The 23,557-nt window shown below is 44.1% G+C and carries 18 protein-coding genes and 1 pseudogene; 16 read left to right on the top strand and 3 right to left on the bottom strand.

Features of this window, described 5'->3' with window-relative positions:
• The first annotated feature begins 37 nt into the window (after window positions 1-37).
• From ASG85_RS09410 to ASG85_RS37725, 9 genes are all read left to right on the top strand, one after another.
• Window positions 38-694: a YheC/YheD family protein gene (locus tag ASG85_RS09410; protein ID WP_060646057.1), complete on the top strand. Its 657-nt coding sequence runs from the start codon at window positions 38-40 to the stop codon at window positions 692-694.
• Between the two features lie 194 nt (window positions 695-888).
• Window positions 889-4,050, top strand: coding sequence for an alpha-mannosidase (locus tag ASG85_RS09405; RefSeq protein WP_060646056.1), 3,162 nt, complete (start codon window positions 889-891; stop codon window positions 4,048-4,050).
• 241 nt (window positions 4,051-4,291) lie between these two features.
• Window positions 4,292-6,214 (top strand): alginate lyase family protein, encoded by a 1,923-nt coding sequence (locus ASG85_RS09400; RefSeq protein WP_060646055.1) that lies wholly within the window; start codon window positions 4,292-4,294, stop codon window positions 6,212-6,214.
• Window positions 6,215-6,518: 304 nt separating this feature from the next.
• Window positions 6,519-7,412: a carbohydrate ABC transporter permease gene (locus ASG85_RS09395; RefSeq protein WP_060646145.1), complete on the top strand. Its 894-nt coding sequence runs from the start codon at window positions 6,519-6,521 to the stop codon at window positions 7,410-7,412.
• 22 nt (window positions 7,413-7,434) lie between these two features.
• A complete protein-coding gene (locus ASG85_RS09390; protein ID WP_057305535.1) occupies window positions 7,435-8,301 on the top strand; it encodes a carbohydrate ABC transporter permease in 867 nt (288 codons plus the stop codon).
• 160 nt (window positions 8,302-8,461) lie between these two features.
• Window positions 8,462-9,871 carry an ABC transporter substrate-binding protein gene (locus ASG85_RS09385; protein ID WP_060646054.1) on the top strand — a complete coding sequence of 470 codons (1,410 nt, stop codon included), beginning with the start codon at window positions 8,462-8,464 and terminating at the stop codon, window positions 9,869-9,871.
• A gap of 96 nt (window positions 9,872-9,967) precedes the next feature.
• Window positions 9,968-11,743: a sensor histidine kinase gene (locus ASG85_RS09380; RefSeq protein ID WP_057305533.1), complete on the top strand. Its 1,776-nt coding sequence runs from the start codon at window positions 9,968-9,970 to the stop codon at window positions 11,741-11,743.
• Window positions 11,727-13,352, top strand: a complete 1,626-nt coding sequence (locus ASG85_RS09375; RefSeq protein WP_060646053.1) for a response regulator — start codon at window positions 11,727-11,729, stop codon at window positions 13,350-13,352. The genes ASG85_RS09380 and ASG85_RS09375 overlap by 17 nt, the downstream gene beginning before the upstream one ends.
• 183 nt (window positions 13,353-13,535) lie before the next feature.
• Entirely contained in the window at window positions 13,536-13,709 is a 174-nt protein-coding gene (locus ASG85_RS37725; protein WP_162257246.1) for a hypothetical protein, read from the top strand.
• Between the two features lie 21 nt (window positions 13,710-13,730).
• On the opposite strand, the gene ASG85_RS37720 is transcribed toward ASG85_RS37725, so the two are convergent.
• Window positions 13,731-13,934 (bottom strand): hypothetical protein, encoded by a 204-nt coding sequence (locus tag ASG85_RS37720; RefSeq protein WP_156396501.1) that lies wholly within the window; start codon window positions 13,932-13,934, stop codon window positions 13,731-13,733.
• Window positions 13,935-14,220: 286 nt separating this feature from the next.
• On the opposite strand from ASG85_RS37720, the gene ASG85_RS09365 reads away from it, so the two are divergent.
• The 7 genes and pseudogenes from ASG85_RS09365 (at window position 14,221) to ASG85_RS09335 (ending at window position 21,648) form a co-directional block, all read left to right on the top strand.
• Window positions 14,221-15,813 carry a spore germination protein gene (locus ASG85_RS09365; RefSeq protein WP_060646051.1) on the top strand — a complete coding sequence of 531 codons (1,593 nt, stop codon included), beginning with the start codon at window positions 14,221-14,223 and terminating at the stop codon, window positions 15,811-15,813.
• Window positions 15,814-15,864: 51 nt separating this feature from the next.
• Entirely contained in the window at window positions 15,865-17,079 is a 1,215-nt protein-coding gene (locus ASG85_RS09360) for a Ger(x)C family spore germination protein (RefSeq protein ID WP_060646050.1), read from the top strand.
• Between the two features lie 15 nt (window positions 17,080-17,094).
• Window positions 17,095-18,189: a GerAB/ArcD/ProY family transporter gene (locus tag ASG85_RS09355; protein WP_060646049.1), complete on the top strand. Its 1,095-nt coding sequence runs from the start codon at window positions 17,095-17,097 to the stop codon at window positions 18,187-18,189.
• Between the two features lie 464 nt (window positions 18,190-18,653).
• On the top strand, window positions 18,654-19,421 hold the full coding sequence (cobA, locus tag ASG85_RS09350) for a uroporphyrinogen-III C-methyltransferase (RefSeq protein WP_060646048.1): 768 nt from the start codon (window positions 18,654-18,656) through the stop codon (window positions 19,419-19,421).
• A gap of 222 nt (window positions 19,422-19,643) precedes the next feature.
• Window positions 19,644-20,303 carry a type 1 glutamine amidotransferase domain-containing protein gene (locus ASG85_RS09345; RefSeq protein ID WP_060646047.1) on the top strand — a complete coding sequence of 220 codons (660 nt, stop codon included), beginning with the start codon at window positions 19,644-19,646 and terminating at the stop codon, window positions 20,301-20,303.
• Window positions 20,304-20,405: 102 nt separating this feature from the next.
• A pseudogene (locus ASG85_RS09340) lies at window positions 20,406-20,567 on the top strand (SDR family oxidoreductase); the annotation flags it as partial.
• Window positions 20,568-20,760: 193 nt separating this feature from the next.
• Window positions 20,761-21,648, top strand: coding sequence for a LysR family transcriptional regulator (locus ASG85_RS09335; protein WP_060646045.1), 888 nt, complete (start codon window positions 20,761-20,763; stop codon window positions 21,646-21,648).
• A gap of 29 nt (window positions 21,649-21,677) precedes the next feature.
• On the opposite strand, the gene ASG85_RS09330 is transcribed toward ASG85_RS09335, so the two are convergent.
• Complete coding sequence (locus ASG85_RS09330) at window positions 21,678-22,517, bottom strand: aldo/keto reductase (protein WP_060646044.1); 840 nt, start codon at window positions 22,515-22,517, stop codon at window positions 21,678-21,680.
• Window positions 22,518-22,583: 66 nt separating this feature from the next.
• Window positions 22,584-23,552 (bottom strand): TIGR03571 family LLM class oxidoreductase, encoded by a 969-nt coding sequence (locus ASG85_RS09325; RefSeq protein ID WP_060646043.1) that lies wholly within the window; start codon window positions 23,550-23,552, stop codon window positions 22,584-22,586.
• Window positions 23,553-23,557: the final 5 nt, after the last annotated feature.

Below are 23,557 nucleotides of genomic sequence, written 5' to 3'. Positions count from 1 at the left end.
GTTTAGAGGAAGCCTTGTACGGAAGGAGGAATCCCTTATGCGATTGGTTGCTAATAAATGGTCGAAGTTCTCCGTTTTGTTGGGGCATGCCGGTGTTGCCAAGCATATTCCTACCATGCGCCGTTTTAGCGCTTCGAACCTGCAGGCCATGCTGCAACAATATGTATTTGTTGTGGCAAAGCCGATCATTGGAACCGGAGGAAGCAGCGTAGTAAAAATCAAAAAAACGGGTAACGGTTATTTGCTGCACAACAGCGGAACGAAACGAACATTTCGTACTTGGAACGAGCTATTCTCCACGTTAAACCAGATTCGCAAAAACCGCCCTTTTATGCTGCAGCAGGGCATTGATTTAGCAACAATTGACAGTAGGCCGCTAGATTATCGCGTCAAACTGAAAAAAACAGGTCGGTCTTGGGTCATTCGAGCCGTTGTCGGCCGATTGGCGCGCCCAGGACTCTTCGTCACTAACATTTGCCAAGGTGGCACGTTACTTAAAGGTACTCATGCACTGCGGCGGACTTTCCCTCCAAGGCTAGTCAAATCCAAAATTGACACGATGTGCGGAGTGGCCCGAGCATGCACGATACTGCTTGAGTCTCGCTATCCTGGCATTGGAATGCTTGGATACGATTTTGGCATCGACAAGCGTGGAAACGTATGGATTTTTGAAGTGAATACGAAACCTCATTAAAGCTTAAAATCAAAGGGCTGCCTGATGGCAGTCTTTTGATTTTAAGCATTTTTCGCTTCTTTCGTCTAACTTGGATCCAATAAGAATATATTTAATGATTTTACCCCCTCAGTATCATCAGATTATCTATCACATAAGGAGTTTTGCATCCATTACAATAGACATACTAGTAAGAATAAGGAGGAGAAAATTGGATGTTTTGGACAGTGGAGAAATTACAAGCACGTATAAATGAGTTGGAGTCATACCGCTATCGCGATGAACGGCGCTTAGATAAGTTTCGAATCAAACTGGATGAGGCCGGCATCATTGGAGCGTATCCGTCGGAAGACGGCGAGTGGACGGACATACGTATAGGTGACCGTTGGAATGGCCGCGATGTATATTACTGGCTGGCTGCAGATGTGATGATTCCCGCTGAGTGGGAAGGAAGAAAGGTGCTTGGCCGGTTCTGCCTTGGACAAACTGGAGGTGGAACGAACAGCGGATTTGAATCGCTGCTATTTCTGAACGGAGAGCCGTATCAAGGAGTAGACTCGAACCATGAGGAAGTTTTTATGCCTGAAGCTGTGATCGGTCAAACCGTTCAGCTGCGCTTTCGCTTATGGTCAGGGCTAGGGGGATATCAGAGCAACCGCGAGATGGAAAGCCGGCTGGAGCTGGCTTCTGTATGTTGGTTAGATGAATACGCGGATGATTTATACTATACAGCCAAAGCGCTGCTGGAAACGGTCCGTATACTAGACGAAAATCGTCCGGAGCGGCACCAGTTGTTATCGATGCTGGATGAGGCTTTCCTGGGGCTCGACTGGTCGAGGCCTGGGAGTGAAGGCTTTTACAACTCAGTCGAAAAGGCGCGCGAACAGCTCCGGCAGGCTTTGTCGCTGATGCCTAAGCTTCACTCGGTTGTGGTACAGTGTATCGGACATACACACATAGATGTTGCTTGGTTATGGCAGCTGAAGCATACGAGGGAAAAGGCAGCGAGATCGTTTTCAACCGTACTGCGTTTGATGGAGCAGTATCCGGAGTATATCTTTTTACAAACACAGCCACAGCTGTATGAATATATCAAGTCCGATTATCCGCAAATTTACGAGCGTATGAAGGAACGCATCAAGGAAGGCCGCTGGGAAGCCGGTGGAGCGATGTGGCTGGAGGCGGATTGCAACTTAGCTTCTGGGGAGTCTCTGGTGCGGCAGCTGTTGTACGGGACCCGATTTTTCCGTGAGGAATTCGGTGTGGAATGCAAGTATTTATGGCTGCCTGACGTGTTTGGCTACAGCTGGGCGCTGCCGCAAATTTTACGCAAATCTGGCATCGAATCGTTTATGACGACCAAAATCAGCTGGAACCAATATAACCGGATGCCTCATGACACTTTTAAATGGCGGGGCATAGACGGGACAGAAGTACTGACCCATTTTATTACGACGCCGGATCCCGGTTCGAGCGAAGGGGCCTTTTATTATACGTATAACGGGCAAGTTACGCCCTCATCGGTACAAGGGATTTGGGAAAGCTACCGTGATAAGACGCTCAATACGAATTTGCTGCTTGCTTACGGGTTCGGTGACGGCGGCGGAGGCGTCAATCGTGAAATGCTAGAGATGCGGCGCAGGCTGGACGATATACCAGGTATTCCCCATGTGAAGACGGGGCGTGCTGACGAGTATTTTAACGAATTGCAGACGAGCATCAGCAACACCAATTCCTACGTGCACACGTGGGATGGCGAGTTGTATTTGGAGCTTCACCGCGGTACTTATACAAGTCAGGCTTACAACAAACGGATGAATCGCAAGCTGGAGCTACTGTATCGGGAAACGGAATGGATGCAGGTCATGAGCTGTATGTTGAATATACAAGGCCAAGCGACGGATGCCGAAACTTCTCTTGCCCTGTACGAAGGGTGGAAAATTATTTTGCGCAACCAATTCCACGATATTATCCCTGGATCGTCGATTCGCGAGGTGTATGAGGACAGCAGAGCTGAATACGAAGAGGCGTTAGCTATTGGTCAAAAGGTATGGGATCAGTCAGCATTGCTTTTGACAGCAGGCAGGGAAAAGAGAAGCGAAGTGACGGTGTTCAACAGTTCTCCTTGGGAGAGAACGGACCTCGTTTGCATTTCCGAAGAGCAAACGGAGGAAGCCGGAGTAGGTTGGCACGATGCTTCGGATCGACCACTGGAGGCTCAGCTTGTAGGTGGAAACTGGTGGGTAAACGTAGAACGAATCTCTCCGATGGGATTCGCTGTCATTCATCGTAAGGAATCGGTCGATCAACCCGTACAGGCTATTGCAGAGAATAAATTCAAAAAGTTGGATCATGGATTTATAACGCCTTATTATGAAATAGAATGGAATGACTATGGTCAGTTTATCCGTCTTTACGATCGAATTGAGCGCCGAGAAATACTCGCTGCAGGAGAAACCGGGAATCGTTTCGAAGTGTTCGAAGATAAGCCGAAAGGTCGGCACGAAGCGTGGGATATTGACATCTTTTACACGGAGAAAAAGCAGGAAGTTAATCTTCTGACCCGGGTCGAAGTGACGAATAACGGTCCTTTGGCTGCGGTTGTCCGCTTCGAGTGGGCATACATGGATTCAACCGTGGTGCAAGATATGGTGCTCTATGCTTACAACCGAAGAATCGATTTCCAGACTCACGTGAATTGGAACGAGCAGCGCAAACTGCTGAAAGTAGCCTTTCCGCTGCGAATAAGAGCAACGGAGGCGACTTACGATATTCAATTTGGCAACGTGAAGCGTCCGACCCATTGGAATACAAGCTGGGACTATGCCCGGTTTGAGACGGTGGGCCATCAGTGGGCCGATTTATCCGAACGCGGATACGGCGTCAGTCTCATGAACGATTGTAAATACGGCTATGATGTAAAGGACCATGTGATGCGTCTTACCCTGATCAAGTCCGCTATGGTTCCAGACCCTACAGCCGATCAAGGAGAACATGAATTTACGTATTCGCTCTTCCCTCATGCTAGCGACTGGTATGACGGTGGAACAGTGCAGTCCGCTTGGTCGCTGAATAATCCGCTATCATTTGCGCCTGGCAAGCCTGCGGAAGACTCATTCAGCTTGTTCCGTCTATCGAGCGAGCATGTTATGATTGACTCGGTAAAAAAAGCGGAGGATCATGACGCGATTATTTTACGCATTCACGAGTTTGCTGGTATTAGCGGCCAAACGAAAATTTCAAGTGATGCGCGGTTTAAGTCCTGGCAGGAATGTGACCTGCTCGAAAGGCCGCTTGGTGATTGTCAGTACGAATCATTGATTGATGTTCTGCTAAATCCGTACGAGATCAGAACGTTTATCATTCATATTCACTAGCTTACATTATCATTGTTAACTTACCCAAAGCGCGATTCGATCATTGAATGATTCACTGAATTAACAAGCTTCTTTTGAGGAAAAAAGTATCATACTCCCCTTAGGAAAGTTGAAACGCCTATCTCATGCGATTCGCATGCTCTATTATAATGTGCATATTCAGAGAAAGTGGAGGCGAAGAATCAGATGTGCCGAAGGAATTCGATGCACTATTCTTACTCCTAAGAGGAGGAAGACAGAAATGAATTATTATTTAACAAATCAGGAATTGATGGATGCTGGGAAGCATTATCTTCAAGAATATCCAGAGCTTGCAAAGGCAGCCATTGAGAATGCGGAGCAAGCCTGTAAGAATACGTTTCGAGTTCCGTATACAATGGACATGGATCATTGGGTTTATATGGGGGAACCAATAGATTGGCTGTATAATCCTTCTAAGGATCTCGAATTCACGTGGGTAATCAATCGGCATTGGTACATGTTGGATTTAGGCAGAGCTTATTTGATAACGCAAAAAGAGGAGTACGTCCATACTTTTATCAAGCACCTGCGAGGCTGGTGGCAGCAGAATCCTGTTCCGAAGTATCTTTCTTACGAGAAAGCAACTTTTTTTCAACAACCGGGGCCTTGGCGCTTATTGGAGGTGGGCCTTCGTGTTCAATCATGGATATCCGCCTTTAAATACATGGAAGAAAGTCCGGTTATTTCTGATATTTTCCGAGAAGAGTTTCTATTGGCATTAGTTGAACATGCGAATTATTTGACAAGTTATTTGGGGAGCACGGAAATAAATCATGCCATCATGCATATGCAGGGCTTATTTATGATAAGCGTTTTTTATCATGACCATCCTAGAGCCTCGTTTTGGCGTCAGTTTGCAATCGAGCGACTGGAGTTGTGCATGGTCCATCAGATTGGTCCTGACGGTGTACAATGCGAGTTAACGACGCATTATCATAATGGAAGTATTGAGATGTTTGGTGCTCCTTATTTACTAGGGAAGCTATCCGGCTATCCGATGTCGGAATGGTATGCGAATAACCTTCGCAGAATGGGAGCATTCACGCATGCGATGATTAGACCCGATCACGGGTCTACAGCTGCAGGTGATTCCGATCTATTAAGTTCCGGTACAGAGCGTCTTGCCTTACTGGGTGCGATCCTAGAAGACGAGCAATTTATCTCAATGGGCGAAATTAGCGCTGAAATTCTCTGGATGTTTGGCAGTGAAAGGTATGAAACGTTCAAAAAACAACAGCAGTCCTTTAATACGCAGCTTCCTACTACGGTATCTTTCCCTCAAACGGGGTTTTATATCATGAAGGATGAACAGCATTATGTATTTTTTGATGCCGCCTCCATGGGGGGGGCCCATGGGCATGCTGATGCGCTAAATTTGGAATGGATGTGGAAGCGTAACTTGCTCTTTCTCGATCCAGGAAGGTATACCTATGAAGAAGGGGAATGGCGCCGTTATTTCAAGAGCACACGGGCGCACAATACCGTTACAGTGGATGGACTGGATCAGACAGCTTATGTTTCTTCACAGGAATGGGGAACCCCACTTGCGGAATGTGTGACGAACCGGTGGATCACGGGGGAGGAGTATGATTTTATCGATGCCTCCCATAATGGTTACATGAGACTTGATACCCCGGTTCTGCATCGCCGATGGCTGCTGCTTTGGAAAAAGAGGAGTCTGATGATCATCGTGGATTGGCTGGAAGGCGAAGGGATGCATGACATTGAACAGAGGTTTCAACTTCCTCCCTCCACGAAGGTTCGAATCGTTGATGGAGGCAATGAAGATATGCTGAAGACAACTGTTGACTATGCCTCAGCCATTCAGCTGCAGATGCATTGGATGACGAGCAGCGATCATTCAGGTAATTTTACTGTTGTCAGCGAGACAGGGTGGGTATCTGAAATATATGGCGTCAAAAAGGAAACATCGACAATTGTCGGAAAAGGAACAATGACAGGTAAAATGGGCATAGTGACCGTCTGCACGCCGATTGACTTAAAGGAAGATACGGTACAGCCATTAATAACTCGACTGGACATTGATCATAGGCGGCAAGAAGTATCGATCTCATATACAGATAAGGCGGGTAATCTGGAAATTCATCTCGATGGTAATGAAATCAACTGGACTCGCAGGTAAACACAGCGTGGGAGAACGTGAGCGAAAGTGTTCAGCTGCCGTCTGGAGCTAGACATGCTGCTGCCCTGAAGCTTAAAGCAAACCTTATGCCTTCCCTTCTGTTGAAATAATTTGATATTCTTGGAAACAAGCCGCAGAGATATCTTTGTGGCTTGTTTCCGTTTGCTGAAGATGAAAGGTATCCGATTTCATCTTTTATAAAACAGTTGATTTGTCCTACGGACACAGTTGAATTGCCGCTCCCGTACGATTACGAGGTTGTACTATGCTTGTAGTACAAAAACCTAAAAGGAGCAGATGTATGATGCGAAAAAGGATTACTCTTTTCAATTCCTATGTATTCATTTTTCCCAGTCTATTTTTAACTTTGGCGCTAGGAATCTATCCGATTGCTTGGGCGCTTCGCTATATGTTCTACGATTATCAGGGGTATGGGCAGGAGAAATTTATTGGACTTGACAATTTTTCGAGATTGCTGCGCGATCAGGAGTTTTGGCACTCTGTGTATAACACCTTCATCTACGCAAGCGGTAAAATTATCATCGTTTTGCCGATTTCACTTTTACTCGCCGTCATACTTAATCGGGGGCTGAAAGCCAAGGGCCTGTTACGTGCCATTTATTTTATGCCGACCATTATCAGTACATCGGTCATGTCGATCGTTTTCTTTACCATTTTCAATTCGTATAACGGTTTGCTCAATCAATTTTTAATCAAATATGGATTGATTTCTAAAGCGATTGAGTGGCTAGGACCGAATTATGCCATGCTGACCATAATTATTACGGCTATCTGGGGGGCGATCGGTAACTATATGTTGCTTTTCATTGCTGGTCTGCAAGGTATTCCCGAAGATTTGTATGAGAGCGCATCGATTGATGGAGCGAATTCAGCACACAAATTTTGGTACATTACGATTCCGATGCTGGGTCCTGTTCTACAAATGATCATTATGCTAGCCATCATCACTGCCTTAAAGGGCTATGAAAGCATTATGGTTCTGACCGAGGGCGGACCGTTCGGCAAAACCGATGTCATGTACCTCTACGTTTATAAACTGTTTTTCCCGGTTTCCGCATCGGCTTCAACCGTACAGCAGATCGGCTACGGCAGCGCAGTCGGGTTTGTAACAGCACTGATTGTCGGTTTGATCACAGTCCTTTATTTCTATATGTCCAAACGATTGAATCGGGAATAATGAAAGCGGGGAGCTACCAACAATGACGAATACACAAACGAAATCGAGCGTCCTTAGAAGCGGACATGTCGCGGGACATATTTTGAAATGGATATTTTTGTTGGCCATAGCCTTATTCACGTTATTTCCCATGGCTATGGCGATTCTGGGATCATTCAAAACAAATGCAGAATTGACAACGGGAGCGACTCTGTTGCCTTCAATCTGGAAGTTTTCCAACTACGCGACTGCATGGAAACAAGCGAATTTCTCACGCTTTACTTGGAACAGCTTATTTGTCAGCACGGCAGTTACGATAGGCACATTACTCGTTGCTTCAATGTCCGCCTATGCTGTGGACCGTACGCGGTTCCCAGGCAAACGCCTATATGTGATTTTGCAAGCGAGCACGATGTTCATCTCAATAGGAGCCGTTGTTCTTAGGCCGCAATTCGATCTAATGGTAAAGCTTGGGCTAAATAAGTCGCTGTGGGGTGTCGTTCTTATCTTAATTAGCGCGCATGCCACAGTCTATTTTATGCTGATCGGTTTTTTCAAAGCGATACCCAAAGATCTGGATGAAGCCGCTTATCTTGATGGCTGCAATTTCTACACGGTTTATTGGCGGATCATTCTTCCACTGCTGCGTCCTGCGCTCGGCGTCACCGCTTTGTTCACCTTCCGAGGCGCATGGAACGAGTACATCTTGCCGCTTGTTTTCACGATGACGAATCCGAAGCTGCAAACGCTAACGGTGGGGCTGGCCAATTTGCGTTACGGAATCGGCGCAGCCGCAGAGATACATCTTATGATGGCAGGAGCATGCCTATCCTTCCTTCCGATTCTGGTCGTGTACATCATTGCGAACAAATCATTCGTTCAGGTGACAGCGGGCAGCTTGAAAGGTTAAATGTGGGTCGCCTAACTAAAAAAGTGTTTTATCCCCTCTTCGAAAGTTGATTTGCCCTTCACGGTTCAGCTTGATGAGCGATTATATTATGAAAGCAGTTACATTTTGTGACGAAGCATTTTGTTTTGAGGTAAAATAAAAATTAGGAGGGTTTCATAACATGAAGAAGAAACAACTTGTCATGAACACGCTGCTCGGTGTTACTTTGGTCGCTTCACTCGCGGCTTGCAGCTCGCAACCTGAACAGCCTAAAGCTACTGGCACTTCCATTACTACGGGCACCCCTGCACCTGCAGGAGTTAAAACAAAGCTGTCTTACTGGACTGTTGACCGTCACGATGCCGATTACATGAAAGATGCCATCAAAAAGTTCAACGAAACAAACAAGGATAACATTGAAGTTGAAATGACGGTGCTTGCCGATAATTATAATCAGTCGGTTGATATCGCCTTTGCCAGCAATCAAGCGCCGGATGTGTTCCGGACAAACGATTTCCCCAACTATGTGAAAAAAGGATATTTGCTGCCGATCAACGATTTGATGACCGACGATATGAAGAAGCGCTTCGGCAACCTGCAAGTTGAAGAAATGAATACGATCGACGGTAAAATTTATTCGCTGCCGAATACGGGGCAATACTGGAGATTGATTTATAACGTCGATCTATTCCAAAAGGCCGGTATTAAAGAACCACCGAAAACGGTTAAGGAAATGGTCGAGGATGCCAAGAAGATTACGGAAGCCGGCAAAGATATCGGTGCATACGGCTTTGCGGAAAATTTCAAAAACGCCAATTCCGCCTTCAGCAGAATCGTCAATCCAATCGGAACGCTGAGTGGAACCGGCGAGGTGGACGGCTACAATTACAAGACGGGACAGTACGATTTCTCAGTGTACAAGCCCGTAGTAGAAGCACTGCGCCAGATGAAGCAGGACGGCAGCATGCTGCCGGGCGTCGAATCGCTTGATATCGATCCACTGCGCGCGCAGTTCGCGGCAGGAAAGATCGGCATGTACTTGAACCATTCCGGCGAGCCGGCCGTATATCAATCGCAATTCCCGACCAAAGTAAACTGGGCCGCTGCTTTGCCTCCTACGATCGACGGCAACCAGAAAGGGACTGTCTCGGTAATTGCAGGTAACTACATTGGAATTAACAAAAACACGCAGCACAAAGACGCGGCATGGAAGTTTATGCAGTATTTGTATACGCTGGACTTCCAGAAGGAATACCATGAGAAAGGCTTTGGAATCTCCATCGTTACGGATGTCAACGCAGCTGCGAAAAAACCGACCATGCCGGGGATCGACGGCTTCCTGCCAAGTAAATTCGACGGTCTGTATGCTCCGGCACCGACCGGTGTTACAGAGGCTAAGGTGGAAGGAATGAAGACAGGCGACTCCGTCGTTAAATATATGCTGAGTGGCGGAGATGTGGACAAACTTTTGAGCGATTTGACAACCCGTTATAATGCGGCATTGGAGAAAGCGCGGGCGGCTGGTGACACGAAGATGAAAGCGAATCCGGACTTTGATCCGAATAAGCTGCAGGGCAGCCTCGCCAAGTAGGCGGGCAGTCGAACTTGAGGATGTTTCGCATACGGGAAGGGGCGCGCTGCTGAATGCGGCGCGTCTCTTCTCTTCTTTAGAAAGGAGGGAGCACCCTTGAAAAAATGGTATTACCGGCTATCTTTGCGCCGCCGATTATGGATCTCGTTCCTGATGTTGACCGTCCTTTCCATCGCGCTAACGGGCTTAATGTCCTATTGGATTGCCTTTCGATCGACAGAACAGGAGGCTTTCATTTCCAGCCAGAATACGCTCAATAAATCCGCGCGCGTGCTGGATGAGAAGCTGCGTCACATCATTGTGACGGCCTCAACTATGATGCTTAGCGATGCGTTCAAATCGGCTATGGAGGACGTGTACTCTCATTCTTCGGGATCCTACTACACAAGGTTGTCTTCGATGCAAATCCCTCTTGGGCAAATGAAACTGATCGAGCCTTCGATCCAATCCGTTTTGATTTATACGCCTGCAGGAGAGTTTTATGCGACAACCGATCATCGTAACAGTCAAACTAGCTTCAAGGATACGTTGTTTTCACGTTATTTGGATAGCACCGATCGCGTCATCTGGGTGGAAGACCATGAGGATCCCCTGTTTTTGGGGAATCAGCGGGTCATCTCCCTGATCATGAAGCCGATCACGGATTTGAATGTCCATGACGCTTATGTCGTAGTCAATGTAAAGGAAGATGCGATTCTGAGTGCCATCACCGACGATCTGCTCGTTCCTGCAGACCATTATTTTCTTGTAACCGGCAGTGGTGAAGCTGTGCTTCCGCTTGGATCACGTTTCTCTTCATTCCAGCGGGACCCGGAGTTCATGAAGCTCTTGCAGAGGCAGCAGCGAGGCTTTTTCAAATATAACATGGGCGGAAGTCCGTATTTGGTCAATTATTCGCGGCTAACGCTGGCGGGCAACTGGACGCTTGTCAGTGTGCAAATACAATCGGATTTACTCCGTCAGGTGAACCGTATCAAAACGGCCACATTATGGATCATGTTGTGCTGCGCCACATTGGCTTTCGTTCTGTCCAATGTCATTTCGAGCTTATTGCTGAAGCCTTTGCACAAACTGCAGGGGCTTATGAAGAAGGTTGAGCAAAACAATCTCGATGTACGGTTTACCAGCAAATACGAAGACGAGGTTACGCAGGTCGGATTGAAGTTTAACCGTATGCTGGAGGAAATTTCTTCTCTCATTGAGGACGTTAAGGAAGCCGAGTATGAGAAACGTAAAATGGAGGTCAAAGCACTGCAGGCTCAAATTGATCCGCATTTTTTGTATAATACATTAAACACAATCATTTGGAAGTCGGAATCGTCTCAAAACCGAGATGTCACGGAGATGATCACCTCACTTTCGTTACTGTTCCAGCTAGGTCTTAACGGCGGAAACGAGATGACGACACTGGCCAAGGAAATTGATCATGTTAGCCAGTATTTAAATCTACAGCAAAAATGCTATGAAGGTCTGTTCGATTACACGATTGAGCTTGAAGATGATTCGTTGCTGGAGAAGCCGATATTGAAAATTATCTTGCAGCCCTTGGTGGAAAACTCCATTCTGCACGGATTTCAAGAAATGGAGGGAATGGGGATAATTCGGATTTCGATTACATGTCTGAGCGATAGTCTGCGGCTGCGTGTGGAGGATAACGGTGCTGGGATGGACGTCCAAACCGTCAAGGCTGACATGCGGCTAGAACAAACTTTCAAAAAAAGCTATGCCCTCCGTAACGTTTATGGACGATTGCGGCTGCATTACGGAAGTGAAGCTGATATCGACCTGAGCAGCGAACCGCATATATCTACCTCGGTCACACTAACAATACCACTAGCAGGTGAGGGATATAACGATGACGACAGAACTTAGGATGTGCGTAATTGATGATATCAAGACCGTGGTGCAAGGGATCTCGAACCAAATTAATTGGGAGACTCATGGCATTCGCATTGTAGGAACAGCGAGCAACGGTGAGAAAGGGATTGAACTCATCTACGAAACTGAGCCCCACATTGTACTGACCGATATTCGGATGCCGAAAATAAACGGTTTGGAGATGACCAAGCAGGTATTGAAAAAGTTTCCACGTACGAGAATTGTTTTTTTAAGCGGTTATACCGATTTTGAATATGCGCAGCAGGCCGTTCAGCTCGGTGCATTCGATTATATTGTCAAACCATATACGCCGCAAAAAATTATTGAAGTGGTCTTAAAAGCAAGAAAGTCGATTGAAGATGAAATGGGGGAAAATCAGCGCTATCATGAGATGGAAAGAAAGCTGCGGGAAAGCTTGCCGTATTTAAGGCAGGAGTATTTTCAACTTCTGCTGCAATTTCGAACGACCCCCGAACAAGCGGCCAGACGTTGGAACTTCTTGAACATCGGATTGGAGCGGGAGCGCTTTGTAGTCATGCTTACGGAAATCGATCAATTCGCTGAACAAACCGAGACTTTGCCTGTGCAAGAGGTAGAGTTGATCAGATTTACCGTGCAAAACATTTTAGAAGAAAGTTTAAGGCGGTTCACCAAAGGATTTGTTTTCCGTGATAACACGAACCGGTTTGTAGTCATATTCAATCCGCCGGATTCCCTAAGCGTGGAAGCCATTTCGGAGCAGTGCCGTGAAAATGTTGAAAAGTATTCCCGATATACCATATCCCTTGGTATTGGGGAAGAAGTAAAGGCGATACATCAAATATCGTACTCCTATTCGCAGGCGCTTGCTGCCCTTTCTTATAGTTTTTATACGGGCGGCAACACCGTGTACAGCTATCGAAATATGAGCCCGGTCCACCAAACTGCGCCGCGATACTCTCCAGAAAAGGAAAAGGAGCTGTTTTATTGCCTGCGGTCTGGAAACTTGCATAAAGCAAGTGCCATTGTGGACGAGCTATTCGAGGAAACAGTTACTGCATCCGTGCCTCCAGCTCCCGAGGTGGTTAAGGGGTTCTGTGATGAGCTGGCTTTTCTGATCAATCGTGTTTTCTCGGAGAAACTAACTCATGAAGAAATGAAACAGGTCGAACGTCATTTTTTGTACATTAAAAATCTTTCATCCTATAAGCTGAAGGAGCTCCAAGGAAACATCAAGGAACTGTGCAGAATGGGTTGTGAGTTGATTCAGAAACGTCATGTGGAAGATGCGAACCAAGTCGTGGAACAAGTTATTGAGCACATACGTCGAAATGTTGCCTCAAATATGACTGTTAATGATTATGCCAAGCTTGTATATTTGAGCGGCAGTTATTTTGCCAATTTGTTTAAGAAGGTAACGGGTATGACCGTTGTACAGTTTGTGACAACTGAGCGGATGGAGCAGGCCAAGATTATGCTGGTTGAAGGAAAACAAGTTCAAGAAATCGCCCAAGCACTCGGATACGAAGACAGGCCGCATTTCAGTGAACTGTTTAAAAAACATACAGGCATGACACCATCTGAGTTCAAACAACTGTATAGCGCTAAAGGAGCGGGAACATGATGGTTTGTGAGAATAAGATTTGGGAGAACAATTATTGTGCATAAACAAAAAGGAATAGCATATGTAGAGGGAGATTGCTAAGGCACCTGGGCATATTCGCTCGTAAACCTAATTAGTTCAGCAGCAGCTGAAATGATTAGGTTTGTTTACGTTTCACCCCTCATAAGGATGTTTTTCATCCTTATGGTGGGGTTGCTCGAACGTGGGCGCGAGATAGCGATGTTTTTCATCGCTATGGCTCATGATTCGCGGCCACGCGAGGTTTTCACCCTGCATAAGGATGTTTTTCATCCTTATGGCGGGGTTACTCGGCTTTGGGCGCGAGATAGCGATGTTTTTCATCGCTATGGATCATGATTCGCGCCCCGCGCGTGGTTTTCACCCCKCATAAGGATGTTTTTCATCCTTATGGCGGGGTTGCTCGGCCGTGGGCGCGAGATAGCGATGTTTTTCATCGCTATGGCTCAAGATTCGCGCCCCACGCGTGTTTTTTACCCCACCATAAGGATGTTTTTCATCCTTATGGTGGGGTTGCTCGGCCGTGGGCGCGAGATAGCGATGTTTTTCATCGCTATGGCTCATGATTCGCGCGCCRCGYGTKGYTTTCMCCCCGCATAAGGATGTTTTTCMTCCTTATGGTGGGGTTGCTCGGCCGTGGGCGCGAGATAGCGATGTTTTTCATCGCTATGCTCATCAATCGCGCGCCAATGATTAGCTAACCCTTTTTTCCCTACGTCACCGCCTATTTATTAACAAGAGTAATGAATTACACGATATAACTTAGCCTAAAAGCATTCAGGAGTATAACTCTTGAAAGGCAGGGCGAAAATGAAAGTTAATACATGGAAGAACTAGGTGGATGCTATCGATGAACAAATTTCTGAAGCGTTTTGCCCGGAAATATAATGAGGGCGCGCAACAAGACTCTCAAGCAAACATCAAACAAACCGATACACTTTCAAATAGCCTACAGCAAAATATCAAGAAAATTTCTGAGTTAACTGGTAACAGTTCGGATATTTCCATTCGTACGTTTCAAGGGGCCAATAGTTTACCTATGGCTATTGTTTATATTAACGGTTTAACAGATACCACGGTCATTAACGATAACATCATGAATCCGATCATGTCCGATGCAGAAGTTAATACAGTTGGGCAAAGGACGGTATCCGATTTTTTGACGGTGATTAAAGATCAGATTCTTACTGTTAGTTCCACAAATACAGTGAGTAACATTGAGGACTTCATGTCGGCTTTATACAGCGGAGATACCATTATTCTCGCAGAGGGCTGGGATCAAGGCATTACTGCAAGTTCTGCCAAATGGATGCAAAGAGGCGTAGAGGAGCCCTCATCTCAATCTGTTATTCGCGGACCCAAAGATGGATTCACCGAAAATATAAGCACAAATATAGCGTTGCTCCGGCGTAGAATCAAAAGTCCGAATCTATGGAAAATCGACCGGAAAATCGGACGGGTGACACAAACGGACGTAAGTGTTATGTATCTTAAAGGGACGGCCGATGATTTAGTTGTGGACGAAGTGCTTCAAAGGCTTGATCGCATTGATATAGACAGCATATTGGAAAGTGGCTATTTGGAAGAATTTATTCAGGACCAAACCTTTACTCCATTTCCCACCCTCATAAACACGGAACGTCCTGACACAGTTGCGGCCTCCATCTTGGAAGGACAGGTTGCCGTTTTGATGGATGGAACACCATTTGCTCTTGTGCTGCCTATCACTTTTCTCAAGTTCTTCATTGCCAGCGAGGACTATTACCAGAGATTCGATATCTCTTCGTTCTTACGTCTTTTGCGATTCTTTGCGTTTACCATTTCTATGATTCTGCCTTCCTTATATATTGCAATTACGACTTTTCATCAAGAAATGATACCCACGACCCTTTTGATCAGTCTTGCTGCACAAAGGGAAGGAATTCCTTTTCCTGCATTCTTCGAAGCATTATTGATGGAAATCACATTTGAGGTGTTAAGGGAAGCGGGGGTTCGAATGCCTAGAGCCATCGGTTCCGCAATTTCCATCGTTGGAGCTCTTGTTCTGGGACAGGCAGCAGTTGAAGCAGGTCTTGTATCGGCAGCTATGGTGATCGTGGTAGCCTTTACGGCGATCTCCAGCTTCGTCGTTCCGGCGTTTAACATCTCGATTGCTGCCCGATTGATTCGGTTTATACTCATGATTCTTGCCGCGGCACTAGGTTTGTTCGGAATTATGTCGGGGCTCTTTTTTCTTCTGATCCACATGTTGTCTCTACGCTCTTTCGGAGTTCCTTACATGACACCAATAGCACCTTTTGTGCCAAGTAACCTAAAAGATACTGTTGTAAGGGTGCCTTGGTGGATGATGGTCACCAGACCGCGTCTTTTCGCTAAGAATAATTATGTGCGCCAAAACGTAAACGCACATCCAAAACCTTCCGACAAAGAAAAGGAAAAGTAATCTTCTGTCATTCATTCAACAAGAAAATGGACATCAAAAGGGGATTAGGACATGAAGCGAGGGATAAACCTGCTGTTGATCATCAATATGTTATTAGTTAATAGTGGTTGTTCGAACCATATCGAACTAAATAAATTGGGGATCATCAGCGCAATTGCCTTTGATTTAGATGAAAGTAATCAATGGGTATTGACCTTTCAAATCATCATCCCGAAGTCAATCCAGAGTAAATCCGGTGGTGGCGGTTCCCAAGCTCCGGTTATCGTCTTTTCATCGAAAGGAAAGACCTTACGGGAGGCGATTCAAAAGAGTGATTTGGAGACACCTCGCCAGCTCTTTTTTTCTCATACTCGTGTTATTATTATTAGTCAACGTGTTGCTAAATATGGGGTCAACCAAATATTGGACGCTTACTTGAGAAGTTACGAATCAAGAGAAACTACGGATGTTCTCATTACAAATGGAGACGCGAAGAAAGTGTTAGAAATCCTTACGCCATTAGAGAACATTCCTGGAAACGCGATTTCCAATTTGATCAGTGGAGAGGGAAACAAACAAACCAACTTAGTTCAGTCCAAGTTAATTGATTTAATTTCCACAATGACCAATCCTTCCGCTAGCTCTACATTGCCGGAAATCAAAATCACGGGTGAGCAAGAGGCACAAAGCTCTTTAGAAGCACTGAAAGAAACTCGTGAATCCGCCGTATTAAAATTGGATAGAGTCGGGGTATTTAAACAGGATAAATTAGTAGGTTGGTTAAGTCGGAAAGAAAGCCTCGGAATTCCCTGGATAACGAATCAATTACAAAGAACAACTATCGTATTTTCTTGTGAAGGGGAGAGCCGAAGCGAACAGCTATCCTCCTTTTTAGTAGAAAAATCTCACGCAAAATTAAAACCAAACATATCGAATGGTAATTTGTTTATATCTGTAGAAATTGAAGCCAAGGGAAACTTGATTGAAACGGCATGTAATCTGGATCTGAAACAGTCGAGTACCTTGAAAAAACTGGAAAAACATATCCAGGAGCAAATAATCATTGATACAGAAAATTCCTTTCAAGCTCTGAAAAAATTGAAAACAGACACACTGGGCTTCGGGGACGCATTCCACAAATCTTACCCACAGGACTGGAAAAAGCTAAGCAAGAACTGGGAGAATGAGTTCGCAGAAATAAGAATGGACGTTAAAGCTCATGTAACGATTCGACGAACTGGAATGATTGATGATTCTTTTTCCAAGATATCCAGTAAAAAAGAATGAGAAAAGGGGCTTCGTATGGAGCGGATCAGCAAATATCAATTGGGTGCGATGATTATCCTTTTTCAAATAGGAAGCACACCTTTATTTGAATTAGGAATCAAAGCTGGTCAAGACGCCTGGTTGGTGGTCATTACTAGCATGCTGCTAGGATTCATGCTGCTTTTTCTTTTTTTGATGATCCAACGAAGGGAACCTGAAAAAAATTTGAGTCAGCTTTTGATTCAATATTTCGGTTCATTTGTGGGGAAGTTTGTCTTATTACTTTATCTCCTGATGTTTTCTTACGAAGCCATGCGAAATGTACGAGACTTTGGGGATCTTACCCTCTTGACCATTCTTCCTCGAGGTCCCATATCCCTTATAATGCTGATTATGTTAACTTTGTCGATTTATGCAATATACAAGGGAATAGAGGTCTTCTTTCGGTTGGCTGAATTTATCGTAGTTGGAGTGTTGGCTTTTTATTTAATTTTGCTTATCATGCACTTTATATCGGGTGTTGTTCATTTTGATTATCTTCTTCCGATTTTGGAAAATGGCATTCAACCAGTTTTAAAAGAAAGTATATCTAGCACTGCCTGGTTTCCATTTGGCCAAATGATGATTTTTCTCATGTTCTGGCGTTATTTAAACGAGAAGAAAGAGTTGGCTAAAACGTCGGTTCGATCTTTTTTTGTATCAGGGCTAGTTATCCTTTTCTCGAACATAATGAATCTGATCGTTCTGGGTCCGCAACTACTTAACATTAGTACTGTACCTTTATTACAAGCTGTTCAGTTGATTCAGATCGCCGAAGTATTCGAGCGTTTTGACGCATTTGTGATCTTACTTTTTTATGCCGGGATTTTTATCAAAGCAACATTATGGTTTTTGGCTGCCGTACTTGGGTTATCTCAGCTGTTTCAAACAGACTATCGAAGGTTTGCGCTTCCTGTTGGAGTCATTATTTTTATAACTTCCCTTCTCCCGTCAAGCTGGCAGTCGCATCTGGAGATTGGGAGAATCGTCGCGGAACAATTTATGGTAAACAAGATATTCATTGGAGTAATACCAGCCATTCTTTTTCTTGTTATGTTGATTAAAGGACAGGGGAAACAAATTAAAGGATAGAATTGAATTTGGCCTAATAATGCAATAAAGAGGTTGTTCCCTGAGGGGACAGCCTCTTTATTTTGGGAGATATATCGTTAAATGCATGTGATTAAATATAACGTGATTATTCGGATAATCATATGAAACGTCTGTGAAAACGGAATGTAAACCGAACGATCGAATGAAAAAGCAAATAAATAGTTCGATTAATAAAGGCATTATTGTAATTAACACGGAAGCAATTGCAAATTATTGTTGATAAATACGAAGTCTTGATGTACATTAGTAATTAATATTCGTATGTTAGATAATATGACGTATTTCATTCAATGAGAACGAATAATTGATTATCCTTACAATTACATAACATTAAATGTAATGTTCAGAGTGAATCACGATGAAGAAAAAATTGTTTTAATAGGAAATGGAATGGCTGGATTCAGCTGCATTGGAATAACTTTTGTTATTGAGGTGATGAATACATGGAGAATAATAAAGGCAAAGTATTTTTTGTTGGAGCTGGGCCGGGAGATCCCGAGTTAATTACTGTCAAAGGAATAAAATGTATTCAATCTTCTGATGTGATCGTGTATGACCGCCTTGCCAATCCGGAATTATTAAATCATGCCCGTAAAGATGCAGAATTCATTTATTGTGGAAAGCAGCCGAACCATCACCCGATTCAGCAAGAGCAAATCAATGAAATCATTGCCTTAAAAGCTCTAGAAGGAAAGATAGTTACTCGTCTAAAAGGTGGAGATCCTTGTGTTTTCGGACGTGTCGGAGAAGAAGCGGAGAAATTAGTTGAGCATGGAATAGCATTTGAAATCGTACCCGGGATTACTGCGGGAATCGCTGCGCCCGCTTATGCAGGCATACCTGTTACACATCGTAAAGTGGCTTCAACGTTTGCTATGGTAACCGGTCATTTGTGTCAAGACGACACCCTATCACCTGACAAGTGGAAGGCGCTTGCTACCGGCATTGATACGATTGCATTTTATATGGGAATGGGAAATGTCACTTATTTATGTAACCAGCTTATTCACTATGGAAGGAACCCTGAGACGCCGGTTGCAGTTGTATCTTGGGGGACAACTGAGGATCAAAGGACAATCATAAGTTCGTTAAATAATTTAGAGAAAACGTTACAGGAACATGATATGCCCAACCCGGCTATCATACTGGTCGGTGACGTCGTTCATTTAAGAGAAAGGCTGTCTTGGTTCGCCGAAAATAGCAGAGATTGAACAAGTATAAAGGCATGCATAATCGTATTATCCCTTACAGTATACAGTGAGAAAAGAGTTCATGATTTCATGGACAAAACACTGTTTACCTGAGGGTTTTTTTATGTTTTTTATATAAATATTTTTATAGATGAACATCAAATATCTAATTGGATTTATAGATTATCTAAAGATACAATAGGGCTTGTAACAACAAAACAGATACAGAGGAGAGGAAACAAAATGAAAAAAAATATATTAATCGTGGTGACTTCTGCCAATCAAATAAACAGTGAGAAGTCTACAGGGCTTTGGCTTTCGGAATTTGCTGAGACCTATATTGAGTTTTCAAAGCAAGGATTTGATATCACAGTAGCTAGTCCTTTAGGCGGGAAAACCCCTATTGATAAAAATAGTTTGAGTGCTGATTTGCCTCAAGCAATATTGGATACGGAACAATTTCTTACGGATACTATCAAACTAGACGAGGTTAAAGCTGCGGACTATGATGTGATTTTCTTGCCAGGCGGCCATGGAACGATGTTTGATCTGCCTGATAACGAAAAGCTTCAATTTTTACTTAGAGAATTTTATGAGGCCGGAAAAATCGTAGCTGCTGTATGTCATGGACCAGCCGGTTTGGTCAATGCAAAGTTATCTGACGGAACATATCTAGTTGAAGGCAAACGCATTACAGCCTTTACAGATACGGAAGAAAAAGCGGCTGGTTTAGATCTATATATGCCTTTCCTATTAGAATCTAAGCTTCGTCAGGCGGGCCCGATCTTTGTTGCAGCACCCGATTGGAGCGACCATTATGAAGTTGATGGAAATTTAATTACAGGTCAAAATCCGCAATCAACACTTAGCGTAGCCAAAGAAGTTATCGCCAAACTAAACTAATAGCCCGTCCTATCGAAGGGATCTATAATAATATTGAGGGTCTACAACTGGAATTGGTTAGACCTTGCGAAAGAGAACGGGAAAGAATTAGGTGTATTTGTGGAAGAATACTTTAAAAATGACAAACCAACTTCTCTGATCCAACGTTTCGCTACAGTTGAGGAAGTAGCTGATACAGTTGTATTCATTGCATCCGATAAAGCATCAGCTATCAATGGTGCAGCTCAAAGAGTAGAGGGCGGGATTATTCAAAGTATCTTGTGATTCGCTGAGAAGTGAACAAACCAATGTTCCACAATAAAATAAGCGGGCTTATCTTTAAAAATAAGGTTAGCTGCTCCTCTTGTCGGTACTTGATCCCTAAGATCAAGTGCTTTTTTTCTATCGTGGTAGATTGCATAGTTGTGGATATATAATATAGGGGAAAGAGACAGTATTGTATGAGAGGATCTTATTTATGGCAAATTTTGAATGGTATCGAAGTTTTATCACTATTTATAAACATAATTCTGTATCAGAAGCAGCCAAGTCAAGAATTATGACACAACCTGCCATGAGTCAACATCTAGCTGCATTAGAAGCTGAGGTCGGCGAACCCTTATTTACAAGAACATCAAGGAAAATGGTTCCGACTGAAAGAGGAAAAGAACTTTATTCACAATTAGCGCCTCTTGTTGAGTCACTTGAGGAGACAACGTTAAGTTTCAAAGCCGTCTCATCGCCCACGCTTCCGGTTGTAAAAATCGGCACAGCGCAAGAGTTTTTTAGAGAAAGAATGGCTCCATACCTCCGTAACCTTCATATGCGTGTAATTGCTTATTACGGGCTTGCATCGTATATTTTAGACCTATTAACAGAAGACAAGGTCGACATCATCGTGACCTCACAAAAGTTTTCATCACCTGGTATAGAATATCTGCATTATGTAGAAGAAGAGTTTGTTGTAGTCGCACCATATGATTATGAGGAACCTGATTTCACGGACTCTAAGCAGCTAGAAGCTTGGCTGTGTTTACAAACATGGCTTAGTTATGGTCTAGAATTGCCCATTATCCGAAGATTTTGGAGAGAGAACTTTCAAAAACGTCCGCAAATAAAGCCTGAACATATATTGCCTGATTTGCACATAATTTTGTCAGCTATCGAGAATGGGGCTGGAATCAGTTTATTGCCTACGTATATGCTGGCAAACTCGTTACAAACAAAAAAAGTAAAAATAATTTGTGAACCTTATAAAGTAACGAATGATTTATATTTTGCCTATAAAATCAAAAATTCAACAATGCCAAAATTAAGAAAGATGATAGGGACACTTAAAGGTAATGAAAAACCCCCGGAATATTAAATCCGAGGGTTTGCTTATTTAATTTTAACTTAAAAATCAAAATTATCAGGGTCTGGACCCACCCGGCGATGCTGATCAAGTGCCGAAATAGCTGCCATATCTATATCATTTAATGAGAAATCAAAGATTTCTGCGTTGGACTGAATGCGTTTAGCTTGAATGGATTTCGGAATCGTTGCCCAGCCGCTTTGCAGCTGCCAACGTAGAACGATTTGGGCAACTGATTTTCCCGCGCGGTCTGCGATAGCTTGGATGACGGGTTCATGCAGGATCTCTCCCTGCATCAGAGGTGCCCAAGCGACGGCTTGAATCCCGTTGTTATCTAAAAAAGATTTAAGTTCATTCTGAACGAGTCTCGGATGGCGCTCTACTTGATTAATAGCTGGTTTCACAGTTGCTTGTTTAAATAGATTTTCAAGGTGGTGGATGTGAAAATTACTAACGCCAATAGCCCCGACACGACCTTCGTGATACAAAAACTCGAGTGCTTTCCAGCTTTCTAGATATTTATTTTCAACAGGCCAATGTATCAGGTATAAATCAAGCTTTTCTAATCCCAGATTCTTTAAGCTTTTCTCATAAGCTGCTATAGTGCTATCGTAGCCTTGGTCCGCATTCCATAATTTCGAGGTGATAAACAAGTCTTCACGTTGAAGACCGGCGCGTTTCAAGCCACGCCTGATACCTTCACCAACGCCTTCTTCGTTCTGATAAATAGCTGCAGTATCAATATGACGATAGCCAACGACAATGGCTTCTTCAACGGCTGCAATGACGGTATCGCCATCCTCGACTTGGAAGACGCCTAGACCAAGCCAAGGAAAATCTTTACCATGGTTTAATTGAATTGTATCTTGTAAGTTTTTCAATTGATTATCCTCCTAATATTGGGGTGGAAAACAATGTCCACCCGGTTTCTGTTTATTTGATTTGACCTATGATTTCAAAGGTTGATTGGATGCGGGGGGGAAGTTCGGCAGCACATATTCTCCAAGCTCATGTATGACGTCGCCAGCTGGTCGATCGCTGTCAAAGAGAGCGAAGAAGAGATGATTAACACCAATAGTTCTGTAAACTTCAATTAATTCGATGAGTTTATTCCTTCCTATTCGAAAACCAAGCCGAATGGGTATTGCTTGTTCATCTGGATCTTCCGCTAAATCGAGATGCATAGGCATAGAGAATGGGCGAAACTCCGATTGGTTATGGCGGGCTGCAGACTCTCGCCATGCAGTTATGGCTTCTAGCTGCCGCATAGGTCCTTGTGGATAGTACATCCATCCATCTCCATTCTGTCCAAGCCAATCGAGGTCTTGCTGTGCAAAACCGGTGACCATTGTAGGAATTCTATTCTTCAGTTTTGGCACGAGTGTCGCTTGCTCGATTTGGCCATAACTGGAGTCAATTCTAGGATAGTGTTCATAAAGTGCTTTTTCTAGATAGGCAAAGGCTTCTCGGAATTGGCTGCCGCGGCTAGAATGATCTACGCCAAGTCCCTTGAAGTCAGCTCGCCGATCTCCAGATGAAATTCCCATGATGAACCTTTCGGGAAAGAGGGCTTCGATGGTAGCAACTTCTTTTGCCATCCTCAATGGATGGCGAAGCGGAAGTACCAGCGCTGATGTTCCAATCGCAATTTGTTTGGTCTGACTAAGCAAGTGTGTACCGAAGATTAGACTGTCATAAATTTGACCGACAGCCGGATCCCCAAACTGGGGATCTTCCAAAATAACGTCTCGGAGCCATAGAGTTGTAAATCCGTATCCTTCAGCAGCTTTAGCAAGCTCAACCTGATTAGCCATCGTAGGTGTTTTCGACTGAAAGTTTTCTAATGGAATGTGGAGGCCAAGCGTTAACTCGCCTTCTTTGTACATCCTTTGATAAGTTTGATGATGCTCAAACATTTAAA

It is taken from the genome of Paenibacillus sp. Soil724D2 (assembly GCF_001427935.1).
Taxonomy (GTDB): domain Bacteria; phylum Bacillota; class Bacilli; order Paenibacillales; family NBRC-103111; genus Paenibacillus_E.
Note: the sequence above shows the minus strand (reverse complement) of the source record. Positions and strands in the feature narration are given on the sequence as shown.